At 56.4% G+C, this 21,454-nt stretch carries 19 protein-coding genes; 13 read left to right on the top strand and 6 right to left on the bottom strand.

All coding sequences use genetic code 11. From position 1 onward, the window contains the following. The first annotated feature begins 36 nt into the window (after positions 1-36). A complete protein-coding gene (gene tdh, locus Poly21_RS21170) occupies positions 37-1,065 on the top strand; it encodes an L-threonine 3-dehydrogenase (RefSeq protein ID WP_146409051.1) in 1,029 nt (342 codons plus the stop codon). Next, entirely contained in the window at positions 1,065-2,252 is a 1,188-nt protein-coding gene (locus tag Poly21_RS21175) for a glycine C-acetyltransferase (protein WP_146409052.1), read from the top strand. The genes tdh and Poly21_RS21175 overlap by 1 nt, the downstream gene beginning before the upstream one ends. On the opposite strand, the gene cyaB is transcribed toward Poly21_RS21175, so the two are convergent. From cyaB to Poly21_RS21190, 3 genes are read right to left on the bottom strand one after another with little or no spacing between them, the layout of a single operon-like run. Beyond that, positions 2,249-2,827, bottom strand: a complete 579-nt coding sequence (gene cyaB / locus Poly21_RS21180) for a class IV adenylate cyclase (protein WP_146409053.1) — start codon at positions 2,825-2,827, stop codon at positions 2,249-2,251. The genes Poly21_RS21175 and cyaB overlap by 4 nt on opposite strands. 46 nt (positions 2,828-2,873) lie before the next feature. After that, a complete protein-coding gene (locus Poly21_RS21185) occupies positions 2,874-3,788 on the bottom strand; it encodes a hypothetical protein (RefSeq protein WP_146409054.1) in 915 nt (304 codons plus the stop codon). Further along, complete coding sequence (locus tag Poly21_RS21190; RefSeq protein ID WP_146409055.1) at positions 3,785-4,906, bottom strand: thiamine phosphate synthase; 1,122 nt, start codon at positions 4,904-4,906, stop codon at positions 3,785-3,787. Before Poly21_RS21190 ends, Poly21_RS21185 begins: the two co-directional genes overlap by 4 nt. Positions 4,907-5,286: 380 nt before the next feature. Between Poly21_RS21190 and Poly21_RS21195 the strand changes: the two genes are divergently transcribed. Beyond that, positions 5,287-5,613, top strand: coding sequence for a hypothetical protein (locus Poly21_RS21195; protein ID WP_146409056.1), 327 nt, complete (start codon positions 5,287-5,289; stop codon positions 5,611-5,613). Between the two features lie 124 nt (positions 5,614-5,737). Then, a complete protein-coding gene (locus tag Poly21_RS21200) occupies positions 5,738-6,181 on the top strand; it encodes a thioredoxin family protein (protein WP_146409057.1) in 444 nt (147 codons plus the stop codon). 87 nt (positions 6,182-6,268) lie between these two features. Here the strand turns inward: Poly21_RS21200 and Poly21_RS21205 are convergent, their stop codons facing one another. Together Poly21_RS21205 and Poly21_RS21210 are read right to left on the bottom strand one after the other, a co-directional pair. Beyond that, positions 6,269-7,270 carry an SGNH/GDSL hydrolase family protein gene (locus tag Poly21_RS21205; protein WP_146409058.1) on the bottom strand — a complete coding sequence of 334 codons (1,002 nt, stop codon included), beginning with the start codon at positions 7,268-7,270 and terminating at the stop codon, positions 6,269-6,271. Continuing rightward, positions 7,267-9,024 (bottom strand): FG-GAP repeat domain-containing protein, encoded by a 1,758-nt coding sequence (locus Poly21_RS21210; protein ID WP_146409059.1) that lies wholly within the window; start codon positions 9,022-9,024, stop codon positions 7,267-7,269. Before Poly21_RS21210 ends, Poly21_RS21205 begins: the two co-directional genes overlap by 4 nt. An 812-nt stretch (positions 9,025-9,836) precedes the next feature. Here Poly21_RS21210 and Poly21_RS21215 point away from each other — a divergent pair. Continuing rightward, positions 9,837-11,195 carry an efflux RND transporter periplasmic adaptor subunit gene (locus Poly21_RS21215; RefSeq protein WP_146409060.1) on the top strand — a complete coding sequence of 453 codons (1,359 nt, stop codon included), beginning with the start codon at positions 9,837-9,839 and terminating at the stop codon, positions 11,193-11,195. After that, on the top strand, positions 11,192-14,326 hold the full coding sequence (locus Poly21_RS21220) for an efflux RND transporter permease subunit (RefSeq protein ID WP_146409061.1): 3,135 nt from the start codon (positions 11,192-11,194) through the stop codon (positions 14,324-14,326). The genes Poly21_RS21215 and Poly21_RS21220 overlap by 4 nt, the downstream gene beginning before the upstream one ends. Before the next feature lie 53 nt (positions 14,327-14,379). Here Poly21_RS21220 and lptB read toward each other — a convergent pair whose 3' ends face one another. After that, positions 14,380-15,285 (bottom strand): LPS export ABC transporter ATP-binding protein, encoded by a 906-nt coding sequence (gene lptB / locus Poly21_RS21225; protein ID WP_146409062.1) that lies wholly within the window; start codon positions 15,283-15,285, stop codon positions 14,380-14,382. 721 nt (positions 15,286-16,006) lie between these two features. Here lptB and Poly21_RS21230 point away from each other — a divergent pair. From Poly21_RS21230 to Poly21_RS21260, 7 genes are all read left to right on the top strand, one after another. Then, positions 16,007-16,882, top strand: a complete 876-nt coding sequence (locus tag Poly21_RS21230) for a DeoR/GlpR family DNA-binding transcription regulator (protein WP_146409063.1) — start codon at positions 16,007-16,009, stop codon at positions 16,880-16,882. Then, complete coding sequence (locus tag Poly21_RS21235; RefSeq protein ID WP_146409064.1) at positions 16,879-17,619, top strand: phosphate propanoyltransferase; 741 nt, start codon at positions 16,879-16,881, stop codon at positions 17,617-17,619. The genes Poly21_RS21230 and Poly21_RS21235 overlap by 4 nt, the downstream gene beginning before the upstream one ends. 89 nt (positions 17,620-17,708) lie before the next feature. Continuing rightward, on the top strand, positions 17,709-18,011 hold the full coding sequence (locus Poly21_RS21240) for a BMC domain-containing protein (RefSeq protein WP_146409065.1): 303 nt from the start codon (positions 17,709-17,711) through the stop codon (positions 18,009-18,011). Between the two features lie 76 nt (positions 18,012-18,087). Beyond that, positions 18,088-18,357 carry a BMC domain-containing protein gene (locus tag Poly21_RS21245; protein ID WP_146409066.1) on the top strand — a complete coding sequence of 90 codons (270 nt, stop codon included), beginning with the start codon at positions 18,088-18,090 and terminating at the stop codon, positions 18,355-18,357. A gap of 42 nt (positions 18,358-18,399) precedes the next feature. Continuing rightward, a complete protein-coding gene (locus Poly21_RS21250; protein WP_146409067.1) occupies positions 18,400-19,638 on the top strand; it encodes an acetate/propionate family kinase in 1,239 nt (412 codons plus the stop codon). 51 nt (positions 19,639-19,689) lie between these two features. Next, positions 19,690-20,007: a EutN/CcmL family microcompartment protein gene (locus tag Poly21_RS21255; RefSeq protein WP_146409068.1), complete on the top strand. Its 318-nt coding sequence runs from the start codon at positions 19,690-19,692 to the stop codon at positions 20,005-20,007. 5 nt (positions 20,008-20,012) lie between these two features. Then, on the top strand, positions 20,013-21,452 hold the full coding sequence (locus Poly21_RS21260) for an aldehyde dehydrogenase family protein (protein ID WP_146409069.1): 1,440 nt from the start codon (positions 20,013-20,015) through the stop codon (positions 21,450-21,452). Positions 21,453-21,454 lie beyond the last annotated feature (2 nt).

Below are 21,454 nucleotides of genomic sequence, written 5' to 3' on the forward strand. Positions count from 1 at the left end.
TCGAATCGCTCAACAATGCGGCGGAATTAACTTGATATGAAAGCACTCGTCAAACGCGAACGCGAACGTGGCTTATGGCTCGAAGACGTACCGATGCCGGAGTATGGTATTAATGATGTGCTGATTCGAGTTGATCGGACAGGCATCTGCGGTACCGACGTTCATATTTACGCGTGGGATAGTTGGGCACAGAAGACGATCCCAGTACCCATGGTAGTGGGGCATGAATTCGTCGGTGAGATTGTGGAGGTTGGCGCCAACGTTGTCGATTTTCATCCCGGCGATGTTGTCAGTGGCGAGGGGCATGTGGTTTGTGGACGCTGTCGAAACTGCATGGCCGGACGCCGGCACCTATGCGCCGACACCAAGGGCATCGGTGTGAACCGCCCTGGTGCATTTGCCGAATACATTGCGTTGCCGATGACGAATGTGTGGCATCATGACCATGCCATCGACCGCGACATCGCGGCAATTTTTGATCCTTATGGCAATGCGGTCCACACCGCATTGACTTTTCCGATTTTGGGCGAGGATGTGCTGATCACTGGTGCCGGACCGATCGGTTGTATGGCGGCCGCCGTCGTCCGGCATGCGGGAGCACGCCACGTTGTGGTGACTGATGTAAACCCCTGGCGGTTAGAACTTGCCACGAAACTGGGGGCAACTCGAACGGTCGACGTACGGAGCGAAAAGCTGCGAGACGTGCAGCGAGAACTCGGCATGCGGGAGGGTTTTGATGTCGGCCTAGAAATGTCTGGCAACGCCAGTGCGTTCCGGGACATGATCTCACAGATGGGACACGGCGGCAAAATAGCAATGCTTGGGATACCGGCGGAAGAGATCGCCATTGACTGGAATACGGTTGTCTTCAATATGCTGACACTGAAAGGTATCTACGGGCGTGAAATGTACGACACGTGGTACAAGATGACGGTGATGTTGCAGAGCGGGTTAAATCTTTCGTCCATTATCACCCACCGTTTTGACTATCACGAATTCGAGCAAGGTTTTGACGTGATGATGTCAGGCCGATCCGGAAAAGTAATCCTCAACTGGAATGTTTAATGTACGGAAAATTTCAAGCGCACCTGGCCAGTGAACTCAGCCAAATTCGCGAGGCTGGTCTTTATAAGTCCGAAAGAACGATTCAATCGCCGCAGGATATGCACATCCGAGTAGGTGATGATCGTGAGGTGCTTAATTTATGCGCGAATAACTATCTCGGGCTTTCCGAACATCCCGCGATCGCAGCAGCAGCTGCTGAGGGGCTGCAAAAGTGGGGCTATGGCCTCTCTTCGGTGCGTTTTATCTGCGGCACCCAAGCGATTCACAAACAACTGGAACTACGGTTGAGCGAGTTCCTCGGTACGGAGGATACGATTCTTTACACATCTTGTTTCGATGCCAACGGCGGCTTGTTCGAAACAATGCTCAACGATCAAGACGCAGTCATCTCCGACGAACTCAATCACGCCTCGATCATTGATGGGATTCGGTTATGCAAAGCCAAACGCTTTCGTTACCGCAATAACGATTTAGCAGATCTCGAAGCGAAACTGAAGGAAGCTGCCTCGGCGAGGTTCCGAATGATCGCTACCGATGGTGTGTTTTCGATGGATGGCACCATTGCAAACCTACCTGGCATTTGTGATTTGGCCGACCGCTATGATGCACTTGTGATGGTGGATGATTCACACTCAGTGGGATTCATGGGGCCTCATGGCCGGGGGACTCATGAGCATCATCACGTCATGGATCGCGTTGATATCATTACGGGCACGCTCGGCAAGGCACTCGGCGGTGCCAGCGGCGGTTACACCAGTGGACGGCGTGAAATTATCGAACTGCTTCGTCAACGATCGCGTCCCTATCTGTTTTCCAATTCGGTCGCGCCTCCCATCGTGGCGGGATCGCTGGCTGCGATCGACCTGCTGACCGAATCGACTGACCTGCGTGATCGCTTAGCTGAGAATACCGCGTTTTTCCGTGACGGTTTGGAGCAGGCTGGTTTTGATCTCGTTCCTGGCGAGCATCCCATCGTGCCAATCATGCTCGGAGACGCGGGCTTAGCTGTCCGGATGGCGGACTTGATGCTGGCTAAAGGCGTTTACGTCATCGGATTTTCCTACCCGGTGGTGCCCATGGGGAAAGCGAGGATTCGGACGCAGGTTTCGGCGGCGCATACTCGTGAGGACTTGAGCTTTGCGATCGAGAAGTTCACCGAAGCGAAGAGTGAATTGGCGATGGGCTAAGTTTCCAATACCATCCGAAGGTAGCTACGCGACTCGGACTGCGTCAGTCCAAGTGTCGCTGCCGTGTCGGTGACTCGCGCTCGCGCAACTCGAATTTCAGCGTCGGTGGGTGCGTCACTCGCCAAGACGCACTCAACCTCAGCAAATAGCCCGCCGCGTCCAGCGACTTGTAGAGCGGGTACGTGATCGATCGTGATTGTCAAATAATCATTGTTGCTGCCAAGATGATAGGTTTGCCGGCATTTGCTGACCGTGGTCACTTTGACAAAGCCAAGATGCGTGAGCAGTCGCTCCATGGCCTGCCCGTCGACGTCCCCTGGATCGAGTCGCCATTCGAGCTCTTCCCGCGCTTTCACGTCACCCGATCGTTTCTTCCCCTTATATGTCACCAGGGGAACGCCATCGACACGCCGCACCCGAAGTGCTTCCCCGGTTTGTGCGAAATCGCGACAGGGATGATTGTAGTACGCATCATCATTTTGCTGCGTGGAAACCATGAGCGCTCCCGCTGCCTGGAGTCTCTCCATCAACGACTCGCGGTCGTCGACATGGTATTTCTGTTCAATCTCAAACATTTGGTCTAAATCGCATTCGATTAAAAACGGAGTAGGGGGCGGACGACTACTTCAGTCGTCCCAGTTTCGTGGGATTTCCTTCGCTGGTAATCCAGACCTGAGAGTGGTTGTCGACGGCAATCGCTTCGATCTGCCGCCAACGCGGCATTTCGACGGCGATGGGAACAGCGCTAAGCTGTTCTTGAACGCTGGAATGGTCGCCCCGTGGAAAACAGAACGCTTGGAAGTAACTCGACACCCAGATGTCCCCTGACGCGCGATCGAGATCAGCGCCTGTGGCCATCGGCAACGCAACCGACGTGACCTTGAATGCGGTGGTGATTTCGACTGGCGCCTCGACGACGGGTGATACGCCCGGTGCACGTTGCCGTTGCTGGCTGTCGCTCCACTGCGAATCCGCAACGCGGTATACACGTGCGAGCGCCAAACGTCCTTTCGTCATCAGCATGAGGTTTTCCTCACCTGCGTCGTACCATACCGCTTCGCAATCTGCGGGTCCGTCGGGAAAACGCACGTGCAGTGTTTGGAACTCCGACGCAGAGAGTTTGGTGGAGCGGTGCGGGTCGGGCTCTTCAAAGCGGTACATCGTGAGGTGCTTGCGAAGTGCATCGTTATCTCCGCAGTCAGCAACGATCAGTTCCTGATAATCCAGGCCAGCTGTGGTGAGCGATTCCCAGTCGACCGCTTTAACCCCAGTGAGTCGGCATTCACCGGTCAATTCACCCGTCCGGTGGTCGAAAGCATAGAGTCGGGCGGAGTTTCCTGAGTCATTGTGCGTCCAGACGCAGTTGGGATCTCGCGTCGAAAACACGAGACCACTGCTCTCGTTTAACTTTGTGGTGCCAGTAAGTGAGACGGCGTCCTTGACGAGCTCGGCGGGCGGTTGGGGCACGCAGGCGGTGAACGAAGTCACCACCTGATTGGCGAAGATCAATATAAAGATAGTGAGGCGGGTCATCATGGGATCTTGGTCGTCGATAGAGGAACGTGCTGAAGGCAGCGCCGCAGCGCCGCAGCGTTGCTCGATTCGCAGCCTTCGCTCAAAGCGGACGTGACCGCGACACGGCCGAAGCCGACCGCGGCGACTCGCGCGGCATTGGCGGGAGTGATCCCTCCAATCGCGAAGGCCGCCAGCGTCGGAGGGGGACCATTGACGTCGTTTAATTCAGAGACGATTTCCTGTAAGAAACCACAACCAGGAAACTCGTCAAATGACTTGGTGGTGCCTGGGAAAACGGGGCCACAGCCGATGTAGTCGGCTGTCGAGCGTACCGCATCACGTACCTGTTCGATGTTATGAGTGGATAATCCAATCAGTTTTTCAGCGCCAACGATTCGACGAACCTGCGAAACCGGCAGTTCATCTTGCCCCACATGGACACCATCGGCGTCAGCGGCCGCCGCGATATCGGCGCGATCGTTGATGATCCACAACACCCCGAGCTCACGAGCGAGATGAGTCCCCGCGGCAGCCCGTTTCCACAGGGTGCGGTCATCCACACTTGATTCTCGCAACTGGATGATATCAACGCCAGCTGCAGCTAAACTGCGTATCCGATCGAGCATTTTCCGCTCGCTGGCACAAGTATCCATCAAGCAGTACAAGCGAGCGTTCTGCAAGCGGTTCAAACGATCCCTGCTCCCAAGGCATAACTGTTCGAGACGCGAACAAATGTCGTAGCACTGATAACGAAGCTGTTCGACTTCAGTCGCAAACGTGACATCGATGAGTTTGCCATATTCTTCCAAGCACCTCATGGCTTGCTGAGTCCGTCCTGCTGCTGCGGCGACGATCTGCGTGACCGAGCCTCGCTGTTGCTCACGCTGAGTCGATGCCGCAGTGCCCACATCGAGTCCGGAATTACGCGCCTCCAGCAGCTCCTTACGCGGCAGTCGCTCCATCGACGCAGCGAACCGATGACGAAGCGATTTCAGCTGTTGGGTCAGGGAGCTAGCGTTCAGGATAAATCTCGCGGTCTCCTCCATCGACCGCAGTCCTTCAGAGGTGCGATTCGAGTTGGCGTCCAGTACACGCATGACCGTTTGGCGGTTGGCAGCCGATGGTGGTGAACTCGTCATAGGGAGTGGTTGCGGACAAATAGCGGAGTCGAAGCGGTGTCGCCCCATTGGAAGCCAAGACACGTGAATCGAAAATAGGGAGCAATGTCTGCTGCGGGCTCCGCCCCTCTTGCGGAGTCTACCGCGGGCTCCGCCCCTCGTGCGGATCCCGGCTGAACTCGCTCAACTGGACGGAGCCATCTGGCTAGCATCGAAACCAGTGGAAGGGGGCGCCCGCGGCGATCCCGGTGCGCACTCGATCGCCGGTTCAGCGCAAAAAAAGTGCTTTCAAAGCGAGTTGCTAGCAAATAGTTAAAATAGGCAGGCTGCATAGGTCGGGATTTCAGCCTTACGTTCCCATTAAGCGGGGTTCTGGGCTCCCTTGGCAAAGGATTCCGAAAATGCTGATTCTGCTGGTTGCATGGGCTACCTGCATTTCTACAATCCTCGCCAGCGTGAACGAACAATATCGCTCACCCATTTGGGGTCTGTTTCGAATGGAAACTCTCGAACTGGATGAGGTGAGCGATGGTGTTTCTCACGCCAAAGTCATTTCCTACGTTGGCGTGGAGTACGCGACGGGAGCCGACTTACTGCGAAGCGATATGTTGCCAACCCTGGAGAAGCTACGGAAGGGAATTTCCGGAGACTTCGATAGTGGGCGGCTTTACATTTTGTCCGGACAGTTCATTTCTTCTTTTTTCGAGCCTGGTTCCATACGGCGCTGACGCGAATTGCTAATTCAGCCCGGATGACTTGGATATCCATTGGCGCATGACTTGCCAAATCTCGATGCCGTCGGCTTGGTGCCGCGACTGTCTTGACCTACTAACTTGCATTAGGAAGCATGGAATGTTGTCACTGTTCTTGGGTCTTACTCTTTCGTTCGTTACCACCGGCTCGTCGATGTTGGAACCTGCGAAGGAAACTCCCACTCATCCGAGTGACCAGAACTACACTTTGGCATACAAGAAATCAGTCGAGGAACATAAGCCGTTGATGGTTGTTGTCAGTGCCCCGTACTGCCCGGCCTGCCAAGTCCTCAAACAGACCACGATCGCCGACATGACTCGCTCAGGCGAGCTCGATAACGTGAGCGTTGCTGTCGTTGATCGCGATGCCGAGCCTGAACTGGCGGCACAATTGATGGAGGGAGAGAACCTCATCCCGCAAATCATCTTGTTCAGTAAAACAGAGGATGGACACTGGAAGCGTCGTCGCCTGATGGGATTTCAACCTGTTCAGCCCATTCGCAATTTACTTCAGAAGGTTCGCGACGGCCTGACCCGCGGCTAATCAAGCAACCCGATACCCCCAGCCGACTGCCAGTGGTTTAATTGCAATCGGTTAGGGAAACGGTAGGAAGGGAGGGCATTTTCGCCCTCACCTCACCTCAGCCAGCTGAGCGGCGTTTGCGATCGCACGGTATCCGGCGGCGTTGAGATGGCCGTTGCCAATCACGCCGTTTTGGAAACCGTGTGGGAAGACGCCATGATCGACTGAGCGTTTGAGCTCGTCACGGCAATCGACGACATGTACGCCGTGTCGACTCATTTCTAGGGCGAGTGGTTCAAAGGCAGCGTTCTGTGGATCCTCTCCCAAGATTTCCCCACCGACGATCCGTGGTACTCGCGGAGCGTAGAGCATGGTGATGGGGCGAGTTGTTGAACGCGCCAGTCTGGTGGCGATCGCGGCCGCGGGAATGTGCTGGTTTCGGGGCGGCTGATCCGATGGCCTTTGAGGGGCACTTTCGATCGGACCGACTCCGAACCGTAGTCGCCTGAGTGCGAGTGAATCACGTTGGAGGATCAGCGCTCGCAGCGCATCGATCACAAAATCGGGAGCGGCATCAAGCATCCGATCGCCTCGGACTGAAAGCCCCTGGGGTGTCGCGTTAGCAACGGGATGAGCCAGTGGCATGAGATCATCGAGTTCGCATATCAGAAGAATATGTGCGGTGACGCCGAGCTGTTGTTCGGACTCTGAAAATCCCCGTGTCCAATTCGCGGCGTTCTCGCCACTGTGTGCCAGTGGCAGAACTTCGACCGGATTCGCGCCGCCTGCGGACAGCCGAGCTTGCAGCACCCGCCACAACTTGTCGTCGTCCGGGACGCACACACCTTCGGCTTGGGAATCACCCCACAAGGCAATCACGGGATTGGTAGATTGTCGGGGGACGGTTTCTCGTCCCGGCATTCCATGCGGTCCCATGGCGGTCGTTGCGTAACCCTCACTACGCCAACGGTAGGTCGTTCCGGCGGGGTACACCCAATTCTGACAGACTGGATCATAAACCTTCGAGTGATAGCTGCGCACAAATAACGGCGATGTCACCCATACGAGCATCGTGCCTATGAGCGAACCGATGATCCAGCGTCTTATCATGGCTTGACCGATACTGCGATTTTGCGTGTCAATTCAACCGGTCGCAGGCATTGCTTGGCATTACATGCTTGATAGGCAAGCGAGCATGTCAGCTCGTAGTCGCCTGGCTCGATGTCTTCGGCGACGGGGATCTCCTTGTAAAAAGTCACATTGCCATGATAGGCGGGGCCTCGACCGGGAGTACTCGATGGCATCTGGGGCGGTTCTTCCCAAGATTTCGCGTCAGAGAATCCATGCGGTAGGTCGAGTTCCAGACGCGTCGCTGTGGCGCGGGGCATCACCTCCAAGGCATGGATTTCGTACCCGGGTGCGATTCTGACGTTCACCGTGATGTGGACAGAGTCACCGGGACGAACGGTTTGTCTGGAGGACTCGAATTTGACAGCGACCGGCTCGTCGCCACCATGTGATTTGCGCACGTAAACCCACACATAACCATGAGCCTGGGATAGGTCATACAATGCATCACCATCACCTCGAGTCGAAGACAAATACGGCCTCAATGCGGCAGCGGCTTTTTTCTCGGCGGAGGCCATTTGCTGTGCCTCCACGCCCTCGCCGAGAGCCTCGTATTCCTGTTGCCACATTTGGCTCGCTTCATCGCTATACAGCGCATCTCCGGGGAAACGTTCCGTCAGACGCGCTTGCAAGGCATCTCTTTTTTCGAGATACGCTTTCACGACGGCATTGAAATGCTCGAGTCGTTTCTCAATGTCCGCTTTCACTTCAGCGGAAATATCTTGTTTAAAATGCAGTGCGGTATAAAAATCGCCCAGGAGCAGATCGAGTTGGCCGTCACCATTAAAATCCGTCACGTCAACCTGGGAGCGGATTCCGGGTACGAGTGTCCCGGCGTCCCAATTAGCGATGTTGTATCCACTCCCTTCGTGCGGTGGCACCAACACTTGGCCTGCGGCGAACTCTGGTGTAGTAACGTCGCCTACGTTGCGAAAGTACGTGACACTGCCGTCTTCGCTGCCAGCGATGATATCCCACACGCCATCATCGTCCCAATCAGCGACAACCGGGCATAGGTGGCCTGCGACTTTCAATGGCCCCGTTCTCGTTTGGACATCACTATTCTGTTCTGCAAACTCAGGCTGAGTTTTGGTGCCTTCGTTAATTCGCAGTTTTAAGTCACCATTGAAGCAGCCAATCAACAGATCGAGATCGCCATCGTTCTCCCAATCCACGAGCTCGTAAAAACTGCCGAAAGATTGGGAGTCTTGTTGCTGTTTCGGCGCCGCCCGTACAGGCACTCCCGCTTTATCGAGCAGTTCTTTTTGAGCGGCGAATTGGTGATCGGGCAATCCAAGAAAGAGATAGCAATGACCGGGATCGTAAGAGTTCGAAATGATGTCGAGAATGCCATCCCCATTGAGATCGCCCATCCGGGCCTGGCTGCCGATGCAGCAATAGATCCATACCTTGGCATCGACACCGCCCGCCTGCAGCATTCCGTCGTCCTTATAGGCTGGCTCTGTTGCCGAACCGACATTGCGGTAAACATGAAACTTGCCGCTGAAGTCGCCTAAAATCAAATCGTCGAGTCCATCGCCGTCGAGATCCGCCACGCAGGGACTGCTGTGCCCCCATGACGGGCCCGTGTCGATCTCCTCACCGTCGGCAAGCAGTCGGACAGGTGGCTCAAAGACATTCTGAACGACAGCAGGACGTTCCTCGGCGCTGACCAAACTCGTGGTTGATGTCAGCAGCCCCATAGTGATAGCCCAAAAACTCAGCAATCTGTTCATGGTTCTACTCGCGAATTGTTCTGATTCCAGGACGACGTGCAGGGGACGACGTGCGAAGCGACTCCTAGCATAGTGTAGTCCATCACAGGTGGCCGCACGTCAGGCTACCCTGCTGCTTTGTCTTCAGGGAATCAGCAGTGGGAAACCTACTGACGTCTGCTCGAGATTCCGAGCAACCATCAACATCCAAGCGATGGAACGAATGCGAAAGATTCGTTTTCACTTCAGAGTTCAGTCCATTTGCGTAACAATGTGATCTGTGATCTGTGATCTGTGATCTGTGATCTGTGGCAGCGTTATCACCACGATTGGCACCGCAGCGTCCCCCGATTTATCGTCGACTTGGCGAAGATTCAACGTCCAACAGCGCGACGGTGCTCGCGAATCGTTTGATGACGGAGAAACTTGGCCGGTTTGTAAATTGTTGACTCCTGGCGAAGGCACGTATAATGGCGGTGCGTGGACACAGGAATTCACTGCCACGCCGCACAACGCGGATCAGCCAGGCCAGATGGCGGCTACCCAAACGCCTGACAATGTGGTTCATTTGAGTAGCAGTCCACTTCCTCAGCGGGTCAATCTCCCTTGGCGCCAGACTCCGGCCTTCGACGCGAGCTCGAATCGCTGACGAATGGGCCTCTGAGGCATACCGTCAGAGGGTTGCTGTTTGGCGCGGGCGGGTCGCACGGCCTCCATCAACGGGGTGATTGTCAAACGCCGCCTGCATATCACGATGCGCTGGCATTTACGTCTCGACCGGCGAAGTGACATTTTAGGTCGTGCCGGTTCGTTCCCCTCTTCTCGAAGCGAATATGTTTCAATATCTCAGCTCGCTCGCAAAGTGTCATCGAGGCAACTGCCGTGAGGTCACCGTCCTGACGGAAGTCTCTTTAACCGTCACGCTGCTGATGTTGGCTGCGGTAGGTTGCAAAACCCAGGACGGGCCACCCCCTCCGCCGCCGCCACCGCCAGCGGTTGAGGTCGCCACTGCTACGACTCGACAGATCATCGATTATCGTGAGTTCACCGGGCGTACCTCTGCGATGGAGTCGGTCGAGATTCGCGCCCGTGTGAGCGGGTATCTTCTTCGCAGTCCGCGTAGTAAACCGAAGAAGAATGCAGCGGATTCGCCATCCCCTGACGATCGCGAAAATGCCGATTGGCAGATCACAGCCAAGGAAGGTGAGTTGGTAAAAAAGGGGGCCCCGCTTTTTCTCATCGATCGCAAACCCTACCAACTCGCTTTGGACCAGTCGCTGGGATCCCTGAAAGCCTCCCAGGCCAGGCTCACGCAAGCGACTCAGGACCTATCTCGCTCTCGTGAGCTACTCGGACGGGACGCAACCAGCGAGGCCGAATATGACCAAGCTGTTGCGGCGGTTGCCGAACTTCGTGGGCAGATTGAAAACCTGAAAGCAACCGCTGAGCGTAATTTACTGGACCTCACCTACACCCAAGTCGAGTCACCAATCGATGGGCTCCTCGGTAGTACCATGGTCACCGAAGGTAATTTGGTGGTCGCCGACACGACGGTGCTCACGACGGTCGTGAGCACCGATCCTATCTATGTAGATTTCAATGTCGACGAGCAGTCGGTGCTGGATTATCGCAAGCGGATCGCGGCCGGTGAGGTCAAGAGTGCGCGGGATGTCAACATTCCCATCCGCATGGGGTTAGCAAATGAAGAGGGGTATCCTCATGAGGGAACCATCGATTTCGTCGATAACCGCACGGATCCCAACACGGGTAACACCCGTATCCGGGGAGTCTTTGAAAACTCAACGGGGATCTTGTCACCAGGACTGTTTTCGCGAGTGCAAACGCCGTTCACGCAAGCGCATGAGGCGATTCTCATTCCATCGCCCGCCATCGCGATGGATCAACAGGGGCGCTACGTGATGGTTGTGGGTAGTGAGAACGAGGTCAGTCGACGCAGCGTGACACTCGGTCAAATCATTGAGGACAAAACGGTGGTTACCGAAGGTCTGCAAGCGGGCGAACAAGTGATTATCTCGGGTTTACAAAAGGTGCGTCCCGGCGTCACGGTGACGATCAAGGATCCCCAACCGCAACCCAAGATGACAGAAGACATGCCTTCCACAAACTCGGATGCGCCGCAGGCGTCTGAGCACACTGATGATGCAGCGCAGCAATCGGGAGAGTCAATTTGATCTCCAACTTCTTCATCAACCGCCCCGTCGCCGCCAACGTGATCGCGTTGATGACCCTGATTTTGGGCGCGGTAGGGCTCTGGAATTTACCCGTCGAGCGGTACCCCAACATTACGCCGCCCACGATCCAGGTCACAGCCAGCTACCCGGGTGCAAGCGCCCAGGTGGTTACCGATACCGTTGCGGCGCCACTGGAACAACAGATCAACGGCGTCGAAAACATGATGTACATGTCATCGACGTCTTCATCCAATGGCAGCTACTCGTTGACGGTCACCTTTGACGTGGGCACCGACCTCGAAGAGGCTCAGGTGCTGGTTCAGAACCGCGTGGCGCTCGCCGAACCGTTCTTGCCCGCCGACGTCCGCCAGCTTGGCATCTCGGTCAAGAAGCAATCGACCAATATTCTCCTCGCCGTCTCGCTAACGTCACCAGATGAATCCTTTGATAGCTTGTACATGTCCAACTACGCAACGCTGCGAGTCAAGGATGAACTCAGCCGCGTCGAAGGAGTCGGCGACGTCATGGTCAGCGGCACGGGCGCGTACAGCATGCGGATTTGGGTGGATCCCACCAAGCTTGATGCTCGCAATCTCACATTCAATGACCTGCTCAGCCAATTAAGGCAACAGAACGTGCAGGTCGCCGCGGGGCAAATCGCGCAGCCGCCGTTGAACGATCCGCAGGCTTTTCAGTACACGATGACGGCACTCGGTCGATTGTCGACCCCGGAACAGTTTGAAGACATAATCGTCAATGTCGGCAGCGATGGCAGCCTGACTTACCTGCGCGATGTGGCTCGCGTGGAGCTCGGTGCGGAGACCTACGATACCTTCGCTCAGAAAGGTGGCATGCCCTCGGCCACTGTTCTGGTTTATCAACTTCCGGGCGCCAACGCCCTGGATGTAGCTGATCGCGTCAAAGCCGACATGGAGGCGCTCTCACAGAGCTTTCCCAAAGGTTTGGAATACGACATTCCGTTCGACACCACCACATTCGTGTCATCGGCCATCCATGAAGTTTACAAGACGCTGTTTGAGGCGGGCGTCTTAGTACTCATCGTGATTCTTGTCTTCCTACAGGACTGGCGTGCCGTTCTGATCCCAGCGACCACCGTTCCTGTCACGATCATCGGCGCATTTGCGATCATGCCCCTGTTGGGCTTCTCGATCAACCTGTTGACGCTGTTCGGACTCGTACTCGCGATCGGCATCGTGGTCGATGACGCCATTGTGATCGTTGAGAATGCGGCGCACCATATTGAACGCGGTGAGGCACCCAAGGCCGCGACGGTGCGGGCGATGTCGGAAGTCACGGGGCCGGTGATCGGCATCACCGCAGTGCTGATGGCGGTGTTCATCCCGACCACATTCCTGGCGGGTATCACCGGACAGCTCTATCGGCAGTTTGCGCTAACGATTGCCGCAACCGCACTACTAAGTGCCATCAACGCGTTGACGCTCAAACCCGCACAGTGCGCATTATGGCTGCGACCGGCCAAGGAGAATCACAAAAAATTCTTCCTCTCGCGGTGGTTCAACACGGTGTTTGGATGGGTGGAATCCGTCTATACCGCCTGCGTGGCCGGAATGATTCGGGCATGGCCGATCATGTTGATCATTTTCGCGATCACACTCGGCGGCACCGTATGGTGGTACCAGAAAGTGCCTACGGGGTTTCTGCCTACTGAGGATCAAGGTTACTTGATCGTGGCAGTGCAGTTGCCCGATGCAGCATCGCAAGACCGGACCCGCCACGTCGTTGAAGAGATCAACGGTATCCTCGCCGAACAACCGGGCGTCAAGACATGGTTTACGCTCGGTGGCCAATCACTACTCGAGGGCAGTCAGTCCTCCAACGCGGCGACAATGTTCATCGGCTTGCAGGATTGGGAGGATCGCACGACTGCGGACTTGCAACAGGGACATTTGATCGGCGAAATCACTCAAAAGTTTTCGGCGATTGAGGATGCCTTCATTCTGGTGATCCCTCCGCCTGCCATTCAGGGCTTGGGAACCAGCGGTGGATTCGAAATGCAGGTTGAAGATCGCGGTGGCGCGGGGCTGGTCGAATTGCAGCAGGCCGTCAACGGTCTGCTGGCCGCCGCCGCAGAAGAGAAACAATTGCAACGAGTTAGCTCGACGTTCCGTGCGGGTGTGCCGCAGCTTTACGCGGATGTCAATCGCGATGAGGTGCTTAGCATGCAAGTGCCTCTGGGTGAAGTATTCACGACGCTGCAGTCCGCGCTGGGGTCGATCTACGTCAATGACTTCAACAAGTTCGGGCGAACCTACCGGGTCACACTACAAGCGGAATCGCAGTTTCGGGACAACGTCGATGATGTGCGTCGCCTGAACGTTCGCAACGCCTACGGCGACATGGTTTCGCTGGGCAGTCTGATGACCATCGACGAGACCTTTGGCCCTCAAATCATCCGTAGATTTAACCTCTATCCGGCCGCCAATGTGACCGGTTCCGCAGCTCCAGGAGTCAGTTCTGGGCAAGCACTGCAATTGATGGCGGGGCTGGCCAAGGAGAACTTTCCCGAAGCGGTCTGGTACGACTGGAGTGGCGTCTCTTATCAGGAGAGCCAAGCCAAGGGTGAAGAGGTGTACATTTTCGGATTGGCGATCTTGATCGTTTATCTCGTGCTCGCGTTTTTGTACGAGAGCTGGGTATTGCCCCTGGCCGTCATTCTCGTCGTGCCTTTGGGTCTGCTGGGGACCGTCGCAGCAATTTCTCTGTTGGGGATGGATAACAATACCTACGTGCAAATCGGTGTCGTGCTGATCATTGCTCTGGCGAGCAAGAACGCGATCCTGATCGTTGAATTTGCGCGTGACCTGCGGATGCAGGGCAGGTCGATTCGGGAGTCCGCGGTGGATGCCGCCCGGATGCGTTTCCGTCCCATCCTGATGACATCTTTCGCGTTCATCCTGGGTGTTTTCCCGTTAGTCTTCGCCACTGGGGCCGCGGCAGCGAGCCGTCGTTCGTTGGGGACAGCTGTGTGCGGCGGCATGATTACCTCCACCGTCCTGGCTGTGTTCTTCACGCCTGTGTTCTTCGTCGTATTTCAGTGGCTCAGTGAGTGTCGTGAGAAACGCGAGGATGATGCCACGGCAGGGGATTGAGAAATGTCAGGATGGTTCGTCCCAACGACCCACGGTGCGATCCACGACTTCGCTTAGACGTCCGTGACGCGACGAGGACGTTGGCGGGCGGTGGCAGGTTTGACTCGGATTGGATCGTGCGGCTGGTCAATTCGAGTTTGCACGTCAGGCTCGCTCGACCGCTTGGTCGTGCCGGCGGCAGCATCGAGGTCACCAAGGTACTCTTCGCGTACCTTGGGATGCCGCTTGACTTCATCGGGCGTCCCGTCAATCAAGACTTGGCCCTGGTAGATGACATAGCATCGATCCACGGTCGTCAGGATTTCGCGGGCGGCGTGATCTGTGATCAATACGCTGATCCCTGAATCTCGAAGCTGAGTGATCACCCCTTGGATGGACTGGACGGTCACCGGGTCGATGCCCGCAAAAGGCTCATCGAGCATGACGATTTTGGGGTTCGATACGAGACAGCGAGCGATTTCGAGCCTCCGACGTTCACCACCACTGAGTCCCGCAGCAGGGCTTTTGCGAATGTGCGTGATATTGAATTCTTCGAGTAATTCGTTGGTGCGTTCTTTCCGACGCTTGCGATCAAAGCCGAGCAGTTCTAAGAGCGCCGATATATTTTGTTCGACCGAGAGTTTCTTGAACACACTCGGTTCTTGTGGCAGGTAGCCCATGTTTCCATCGCGGGCGCGGCGGAACATTGGCCAATCGGTGACGTCTTGGCCGGCGAGATAAACGCGACCACGGTCGGGTTGGACCAAGCCGCAGATCATCCGGAAACTGGTTGATTTACCGGCTCCATTGGGCCCGAGCAAGCCAACGATTTCCGCTTCGTCGACGGTCAAGTTGACGCCATCGACTACCCGCCTGCGCCCATAGGTCTTCTGCAGACCGATGGCTTCGAGAATCGGTTCCCGCTCGACGACGTCCGTATGAGCGTTCGGTAGCGTGGCGGTATCGAAATCGTCGGACATGGCGGCGGCCCGGCATCTCAGGAGGGATGAATTAGGTGGGGTCGTTTGCTACCATCGCAAAAGTCCGCTGCCAGCACAATCTCGACTCAACGAATCAGACCCATACGCTGAAAATTAGGGATAAACGGCGCTGGGCTCGACGATAGATGGGGCCTGGAAATCGCCAGTGGCTGACCCACCAGCGGATCCCGCGGCACGAAGGCGGCATTGGCGAGCCGGTAGAAAGTCGGAATCCACGCTTCGATCCGCCCCGTAACGCAGCGTGGTCCCTGCCCAGCGTCTCCCGCCCAGGCTCTCTGGGCTGTTGTCGCTCATGGGAGAAAACTGCTCTTCGCCCATGGAATTGGTGACGTGACGCCGGGGCGCTTAACCGGGGAATTCGGCCCAGACCTTAGGCTCCGTCATGATCGCCTGAATTTCCTCGCCGTATACGTAAAAGACGGTACCGGACACCATTTCGATAGGCTGGACTCCTTTTCGATAGGCTGGACGCCTGTTCGAGAGGCTCGAGGCGCAGGAGCGGGAGACTCCTCCCAAGCCGGGACTGAGAGAGATGGAGGAAATTTCTCAGATACGTTGCAACCGCATGACTGCCGACGACCCATTCTCCTTATTTTCGCCAAAATCCGACTGTTTTCTCAGCAGATGCTTGAAAAACACCATTCATGCGTGAATACTATCTTGTGTTGAATGAATTCTGTCACTGCCTGAAAGAAAAGCTTTGTCCACTGACGCTCGACGCGAACGGCTTCGCGACCATGTCCGCACTCAAGGGTTTGCGGCATTGGGCGAGCTGACGTCTATCCTTGGAGTCAGCGAGTCGACGGTTCGCCGCGACTTGGAGACCCTTGAGGATGCAGGCGAGGCACGGCGGACTCACGGTGGCGTGTATTGGACGGGGCAGTCGGAAACGATTACCACTTTCCGTGGCCATCGCGACGATGGCTGGCCTCGAAAGCAGGCAATCGGCCGCGCTGCTGCTGAATTGATTGACGACGGCGACACGATTCTGCTCGATGGCGGCAGCACGGTGTATGAATTGGCTCGATTGATTGTCAACCGACCGCTCCAGGTCGTGACCAATTCACTGCCCGTGGCCCATTTGCTGTCCACGAGTGATTCCATCGACTTGATCATGATCGGTGGCTGTGTTCGTCGTCGCACTTCGGTGACGATCGGGCCGATGGCCGATGCGATGTTGGCGGATATTAACGTTGCCAAAACGTTCCTGTCCGTCGCAGGAGTTACCGAGCGAGGCTTTTTCAATAGCGACATGATGCTGGTCGAGAGTGAACGCGCGATGCTGGCGGCGGCCGATCAAACGATCGTGTTGGCTGACAGCAGCAAGTTTGGCAAAGTCAGCCTGTCCCAAATATGCGGATTGAATGACGTGGGCAGGGTGGTTACCGACAGTGAATTGGATAATCGCTGGATCCAGACATTCGATTCCTGTCTCGCCGAACTAATGTTAGCTACGTCGAGCAACAGCGATACCCAACCCACCTCTGCGGCACCGTCATCGACCAGTTGCCCGCCGCTGCCTCCGCAATCCTCCTCTATTTCCTCTAACCAAGCCGATTCGGCCAACTCCTTATGAGCATGACAGTCGATCGAATGCAGATCGAGGCGCTCGTCCGCAGCGCGATTCGCCAAGCCCAGTCTCAGGGTGCCCCCGCTGCACATCAAGCGAGCTCCACTTCAATTGAGTCGCCGCTGGGGTGGGTTGATGGCAAGCCCAATCTCCGCGTTAGTATTTCGGCACGCCACTGTCACCTGACAGATGAGCACGTTGAGATTCTCTTTGGCAAAGGCAGCGTGCTGGAGCCGGACAAGGATCTCTATCAAGACGGCTTTTTTGCAGCCAAGCAGACCGTGATGGTCGTTGGTCCGCGGCGCCGGATGCTCCCGAGTGTCCGTGTACTCGGCCCGACGCGTCCCTTCAGCCAGTTAGAGCTGGCATTCACCGATTCCATTTCATTGGGCATCAAAGCTCCCGTTCGACACAGCGGCAAGATTGAAGGAACACCTGGTTGTGTGCTGGTCGGACCGGCCGGCTCGGTGCAGCTTGATCAAGGCGTGATTCGTGCGGCGCGTCACGTCCACATGAACGATCACGATGCGGCGCACTTCGGTGTCGCCAACGGTGACATGATGCAACTCGTCGTCACGAGCAACGACTGCAGCATGACTTTCGACGATGTTCTCGTGCGTGCCGACAAGGCTGCCAAGCTCGAAGTCCATATTGATACTGACGAAGGCAATGCATGCAACTTGGACGCCGCCAGTGCAGTACACCTTCAACCGATGCCCAAGCCGTGTGCGTGCGGGCATTAAATCGAGCTACTAGCGATTAGCTGTTAGTTTTCCCCTTCTCTTTCAATATCCCCACTACCTATTTCCACTCTCCATAAGGGTTTGATTCGATGGCAAAAATTAAAGAAGCGCTCGGCATGATCGAGACCAAAGGGTTTGTCGCCCTGGTCGAAGCGTCCGACGCAATGATGAAGGCTGCCAATGTGCAGTTCCTCGGTTGGGACAAAGTCGGCGCTGGTCTGGCGGCCGTCTTCGTCACCGGCGACGTCGCGGCTGTGAAGGCGGCTACTGATGCCGGAGCTGCAGCAGCAGGCCGGATTGGCGAAGTCGTCAGCGTGCAGGTCATTCCTCGACCCCACGCTGACCTCGAGAAGGTCATGAAGCTGCCCGCCGCCCCGGCCGTGAAGAAATAAGCCCGGCTGCGATTTCCCCCCCTGAATACTCATCTCTCTCTGAAATCTTAAACCCTAAAACTCTGAACTCATGATTATGAATGATGCAATCGGTTTGATCGAAACCAAAGGTCTGCTTCCTCTCATCGAAGCGACCGACGCGATGGCCAAGGCGGCCAACGTGGAGATCGTCAAGCGTGTCGACCTCGGTGGCGGTTTGGTCACGACCGTCGTCAGCGGCGACGTCGGCAGCGTTCGCGCGGCTGTCGAAGCGGGTGCTGCAGCGGCTGCCCAAATCGGCGAACTGGTCAGCAGCCACATCATCCCACGTCCTGCCGACGGCTTGGTTGCAGCTTACTTTAGCTGAACCCCTCGACGCCTGACCTCTGTCTCTCAAGGAAGATTTTCCATGCTCATCCTCGTTGCGAATCTGGGTTCGACCAGTTTCAAATACAAACTGCTCGACGTCAGCGGTGACTTGCAGTCGTCGGACGTTCGTCCCGATTCACGCGTGCTCGCACGCGGAGCGGTCGAACGCATCGGAGACGCATCGACGAGTCGTTGTGAGGTCACGATCGGTGATTTTCACGACGTTTCGGAGATGCCTGTTCCCGATCACGGCGTCGCTGTGCAGGCGTGTTTGGACCAGTTGACGCATCCGCAGCATGGTTGTGTGAAGGATCCCTCCGACGTCGCTGCGATTGGCTTCAAGGCTGTCCATGGTGGACGCAAGAGCGGAACGTTTTTAGTGGATGACGATTTACTCGTTGCGATGGCGGAGATGAACGCGGCTGCACCCGCGCACAACCCGCCCTATATCGCGGCGATGAAGTTGTTACGAGAGCGATTCCCAGACCTGCCCTTGGTCGCCGCTTTTGAAACTGAGTTCCACGACACCATTCCCGAAGCCCGTCGGCTGTACGCCGTCCCTCCGGGGTGGCGAGAGGATTTCCAGGTTCAAAAATGGGGATTTCATGGCGCAAGCCATCGGTTCATCGCCGAGCGAGCCGCGGAGCTACTCCAACGCGATGATGCACGAATTGTCTCCTGTCACCTGGGTGGCAGCAGTTCATTGACCGCCATCCAAAGCGGTCAGAGCGTGATGACGACAATGGGGATGACTCCACAGACAGGTTTGCCGCAGAACAACCGGGTCGGCGATTTTGATCCGTTCGCACTGCCACTACTGATCGAGCGAACTGGCAAGTCACTGGAGCAGTTGTTAACTCAGCTAGCGAGCGAAGGAGGACTCAAGGGGCTCAGTGGTCGTGGCAGTGACCTTCGTGATATCGAAGCGGCTGCTGATGAGGGTGACGAACGCTCCCAACTCGCCTTGCAGGTTTTTGTCGAAGAAATTCGTCGGCACCTCGGTGGCATGGTGGTCGCCATGGGCGGCCTTGATGCCATCGTGTTCACCGGCGGAATCGGAGAAAACTCGGAAGTTGTCCGCGAAGCCGTTTGCAAGAACCTAGAGTTCCTTGGTGTCGAACTCGATAGCGTACGGAATCAAAACCACCGCGAGCATGCTAAGCAAAGCGGTGGCGAAGATCGTCTGAATAGCGACTCCAGCGGAGTCCAAATTTGGGTCATCCCCACCAACGAAGAATGGGTTGTCGCCAAGCGAACAAAACAAGCGGTTGGCCTCTAGCGTGAATCCCCACTCCACTTTACTCCTTCTCCCCTACTCTCCCTCTCTCCCATGTTCCTAGCCCGCGTGATTGGATCGATCGTTTCGACGCAAAAAGTAGCGTCGATGAAAGGTCACAAGCTGTTGATCGTTGAGCCGTACCGGCTCGATGCGGACACGCGTGCGTCGTTGGTCACGACCGGGCGAACGTTCATCGCGGTCGACACGCTGGGGTCTGGCGAGGGGGATCTCGTCCTCGTCTGCCAAGGCAGCTCGGCACGGCTGACACCAGAAACCAAAACACTTCCCATCGACGCAGTCATTACTGGCATTGTCGACAGCGTTCACATCGAAAAGAAATCTGTCTTTGACAGAACAAAGGAAGCTTAAATATCATGCAATTTGACGAAACTCTGATTCGCAATGTCGTCTCCGCGGTGCTCGCGGAGGTCGGTCCCATGCCGGCCGGAGCAGCACAGCCGCTCACTCGCAACGTGCCCCCCGGCGCGGGAAAACACGGCATCTTCACGGATGTCAACGAAGCTGTGGCGGCAGCTAGGTCGGCCCACGAGCAATTGCGTAGCCGCACGATGGAGGAACGCAAGCAGGTCATCGACATCATTCGCCGGATCAGTATCGATCAGTGCGAAGAGCTTGGTCTGATGGAGATGCGGGAGACGGGTATCGGTCGGCCAGAGCATAAGATTGAAAAGCTGCGTACCCTTGGTGAACTTTCGCCCGGCACTGAGTTCCTTGAGACCAAGGCATTCAGCGGCGATCACGGACTCGCGGTAATCGAGCGTGCTCCTTTCGGCGTGATTGCTGCGATCACTCCGGTCACCCATAGCTTGCCCACGATCACAGGCAACGCGGTGAGCATGATCGCCGGTGGAAACGCGGTTGTCGTCAACCCGCATCCATCGGGCAAAAAAGTTGCCGCTGAAGGGGTGCGACGCTTCAACGAAGCGATCGCGGCGGAGGTGGGAATTGATAATCTGATTTGCGTGATTGCTGAACCCACTCTGGAGACGGCGGACGCTCTGTTCGCTCACCGTGACATCGCATTGATTTGCGTGACCGGCGGTCCCGCAGTCGGACGGGCGGCACTTCGCAGCGGCAAGCGTGCGATCGTTGCCGGTCCCGGTAACCCACCTGTGGTAGTCGATGAGACGGCCGATCTCGACAACGCCGCTCGTTGCATCATTCAGGGAGCTTCGTACGATAACAACCTGCTATGCATTTCCGAGAAGGAGGTGTTTGTGGTCGAGAGTGTATTCGATGAGATGATGGCAGCCATGCGACGGGCCGGAGCGTTGCAGCTCGATGCCGCTCAAATCGCGACCTTGACGTCTCAAGCGATCACCAAAGTTGGTGACGATCAACATGACGCCGCAGCCAAAGAATTTATCGGCCAGGACGCTAGTGTGCTCGCACGTGCTGCGGGTGCAAACCCGCCCGCAGGTTGCGAGCTAGTGTTTGGCGAGACCGACGAGCACCACCCCTTCGTTACTGTCGAGCAGATGATGCCGTTCGTACCATTCGTGCGAGCTCGCAATGTTGATCATGCGATCGCGATGGCGAAACATTATGAGCACGGATTCCGACATACCGCGATTATCCACTCACGCAACGTTCGCAACATGACAAAGATGGGCCGGGAACTCGACACGACGCTCTACGTAAAGAACGGCCCGTGCATGGCGAGCCTCGGCTTGGGTGGCGAAGGATACCTTTCGTTCTCGATCGCGGGCCCCACGGGCGAAGGCGTGACCAGTCCCAACACGTTCACGCGGGAACGCCGCTGCAGCATGGTCGACGAATTGCGGGTGGTCTAGGA

Origin of the sequence: Allorhodopirellula heiligendammensis, from assembly GCF_007860105.1 — a bacterium.
Taxonomy (GTDB): Bacteria; Planctomycetota; Planctomycetia; order Pirellulales; family Pirellulaceae; genus Rhodopirellula; species Rhodopirellula heiligendammensis.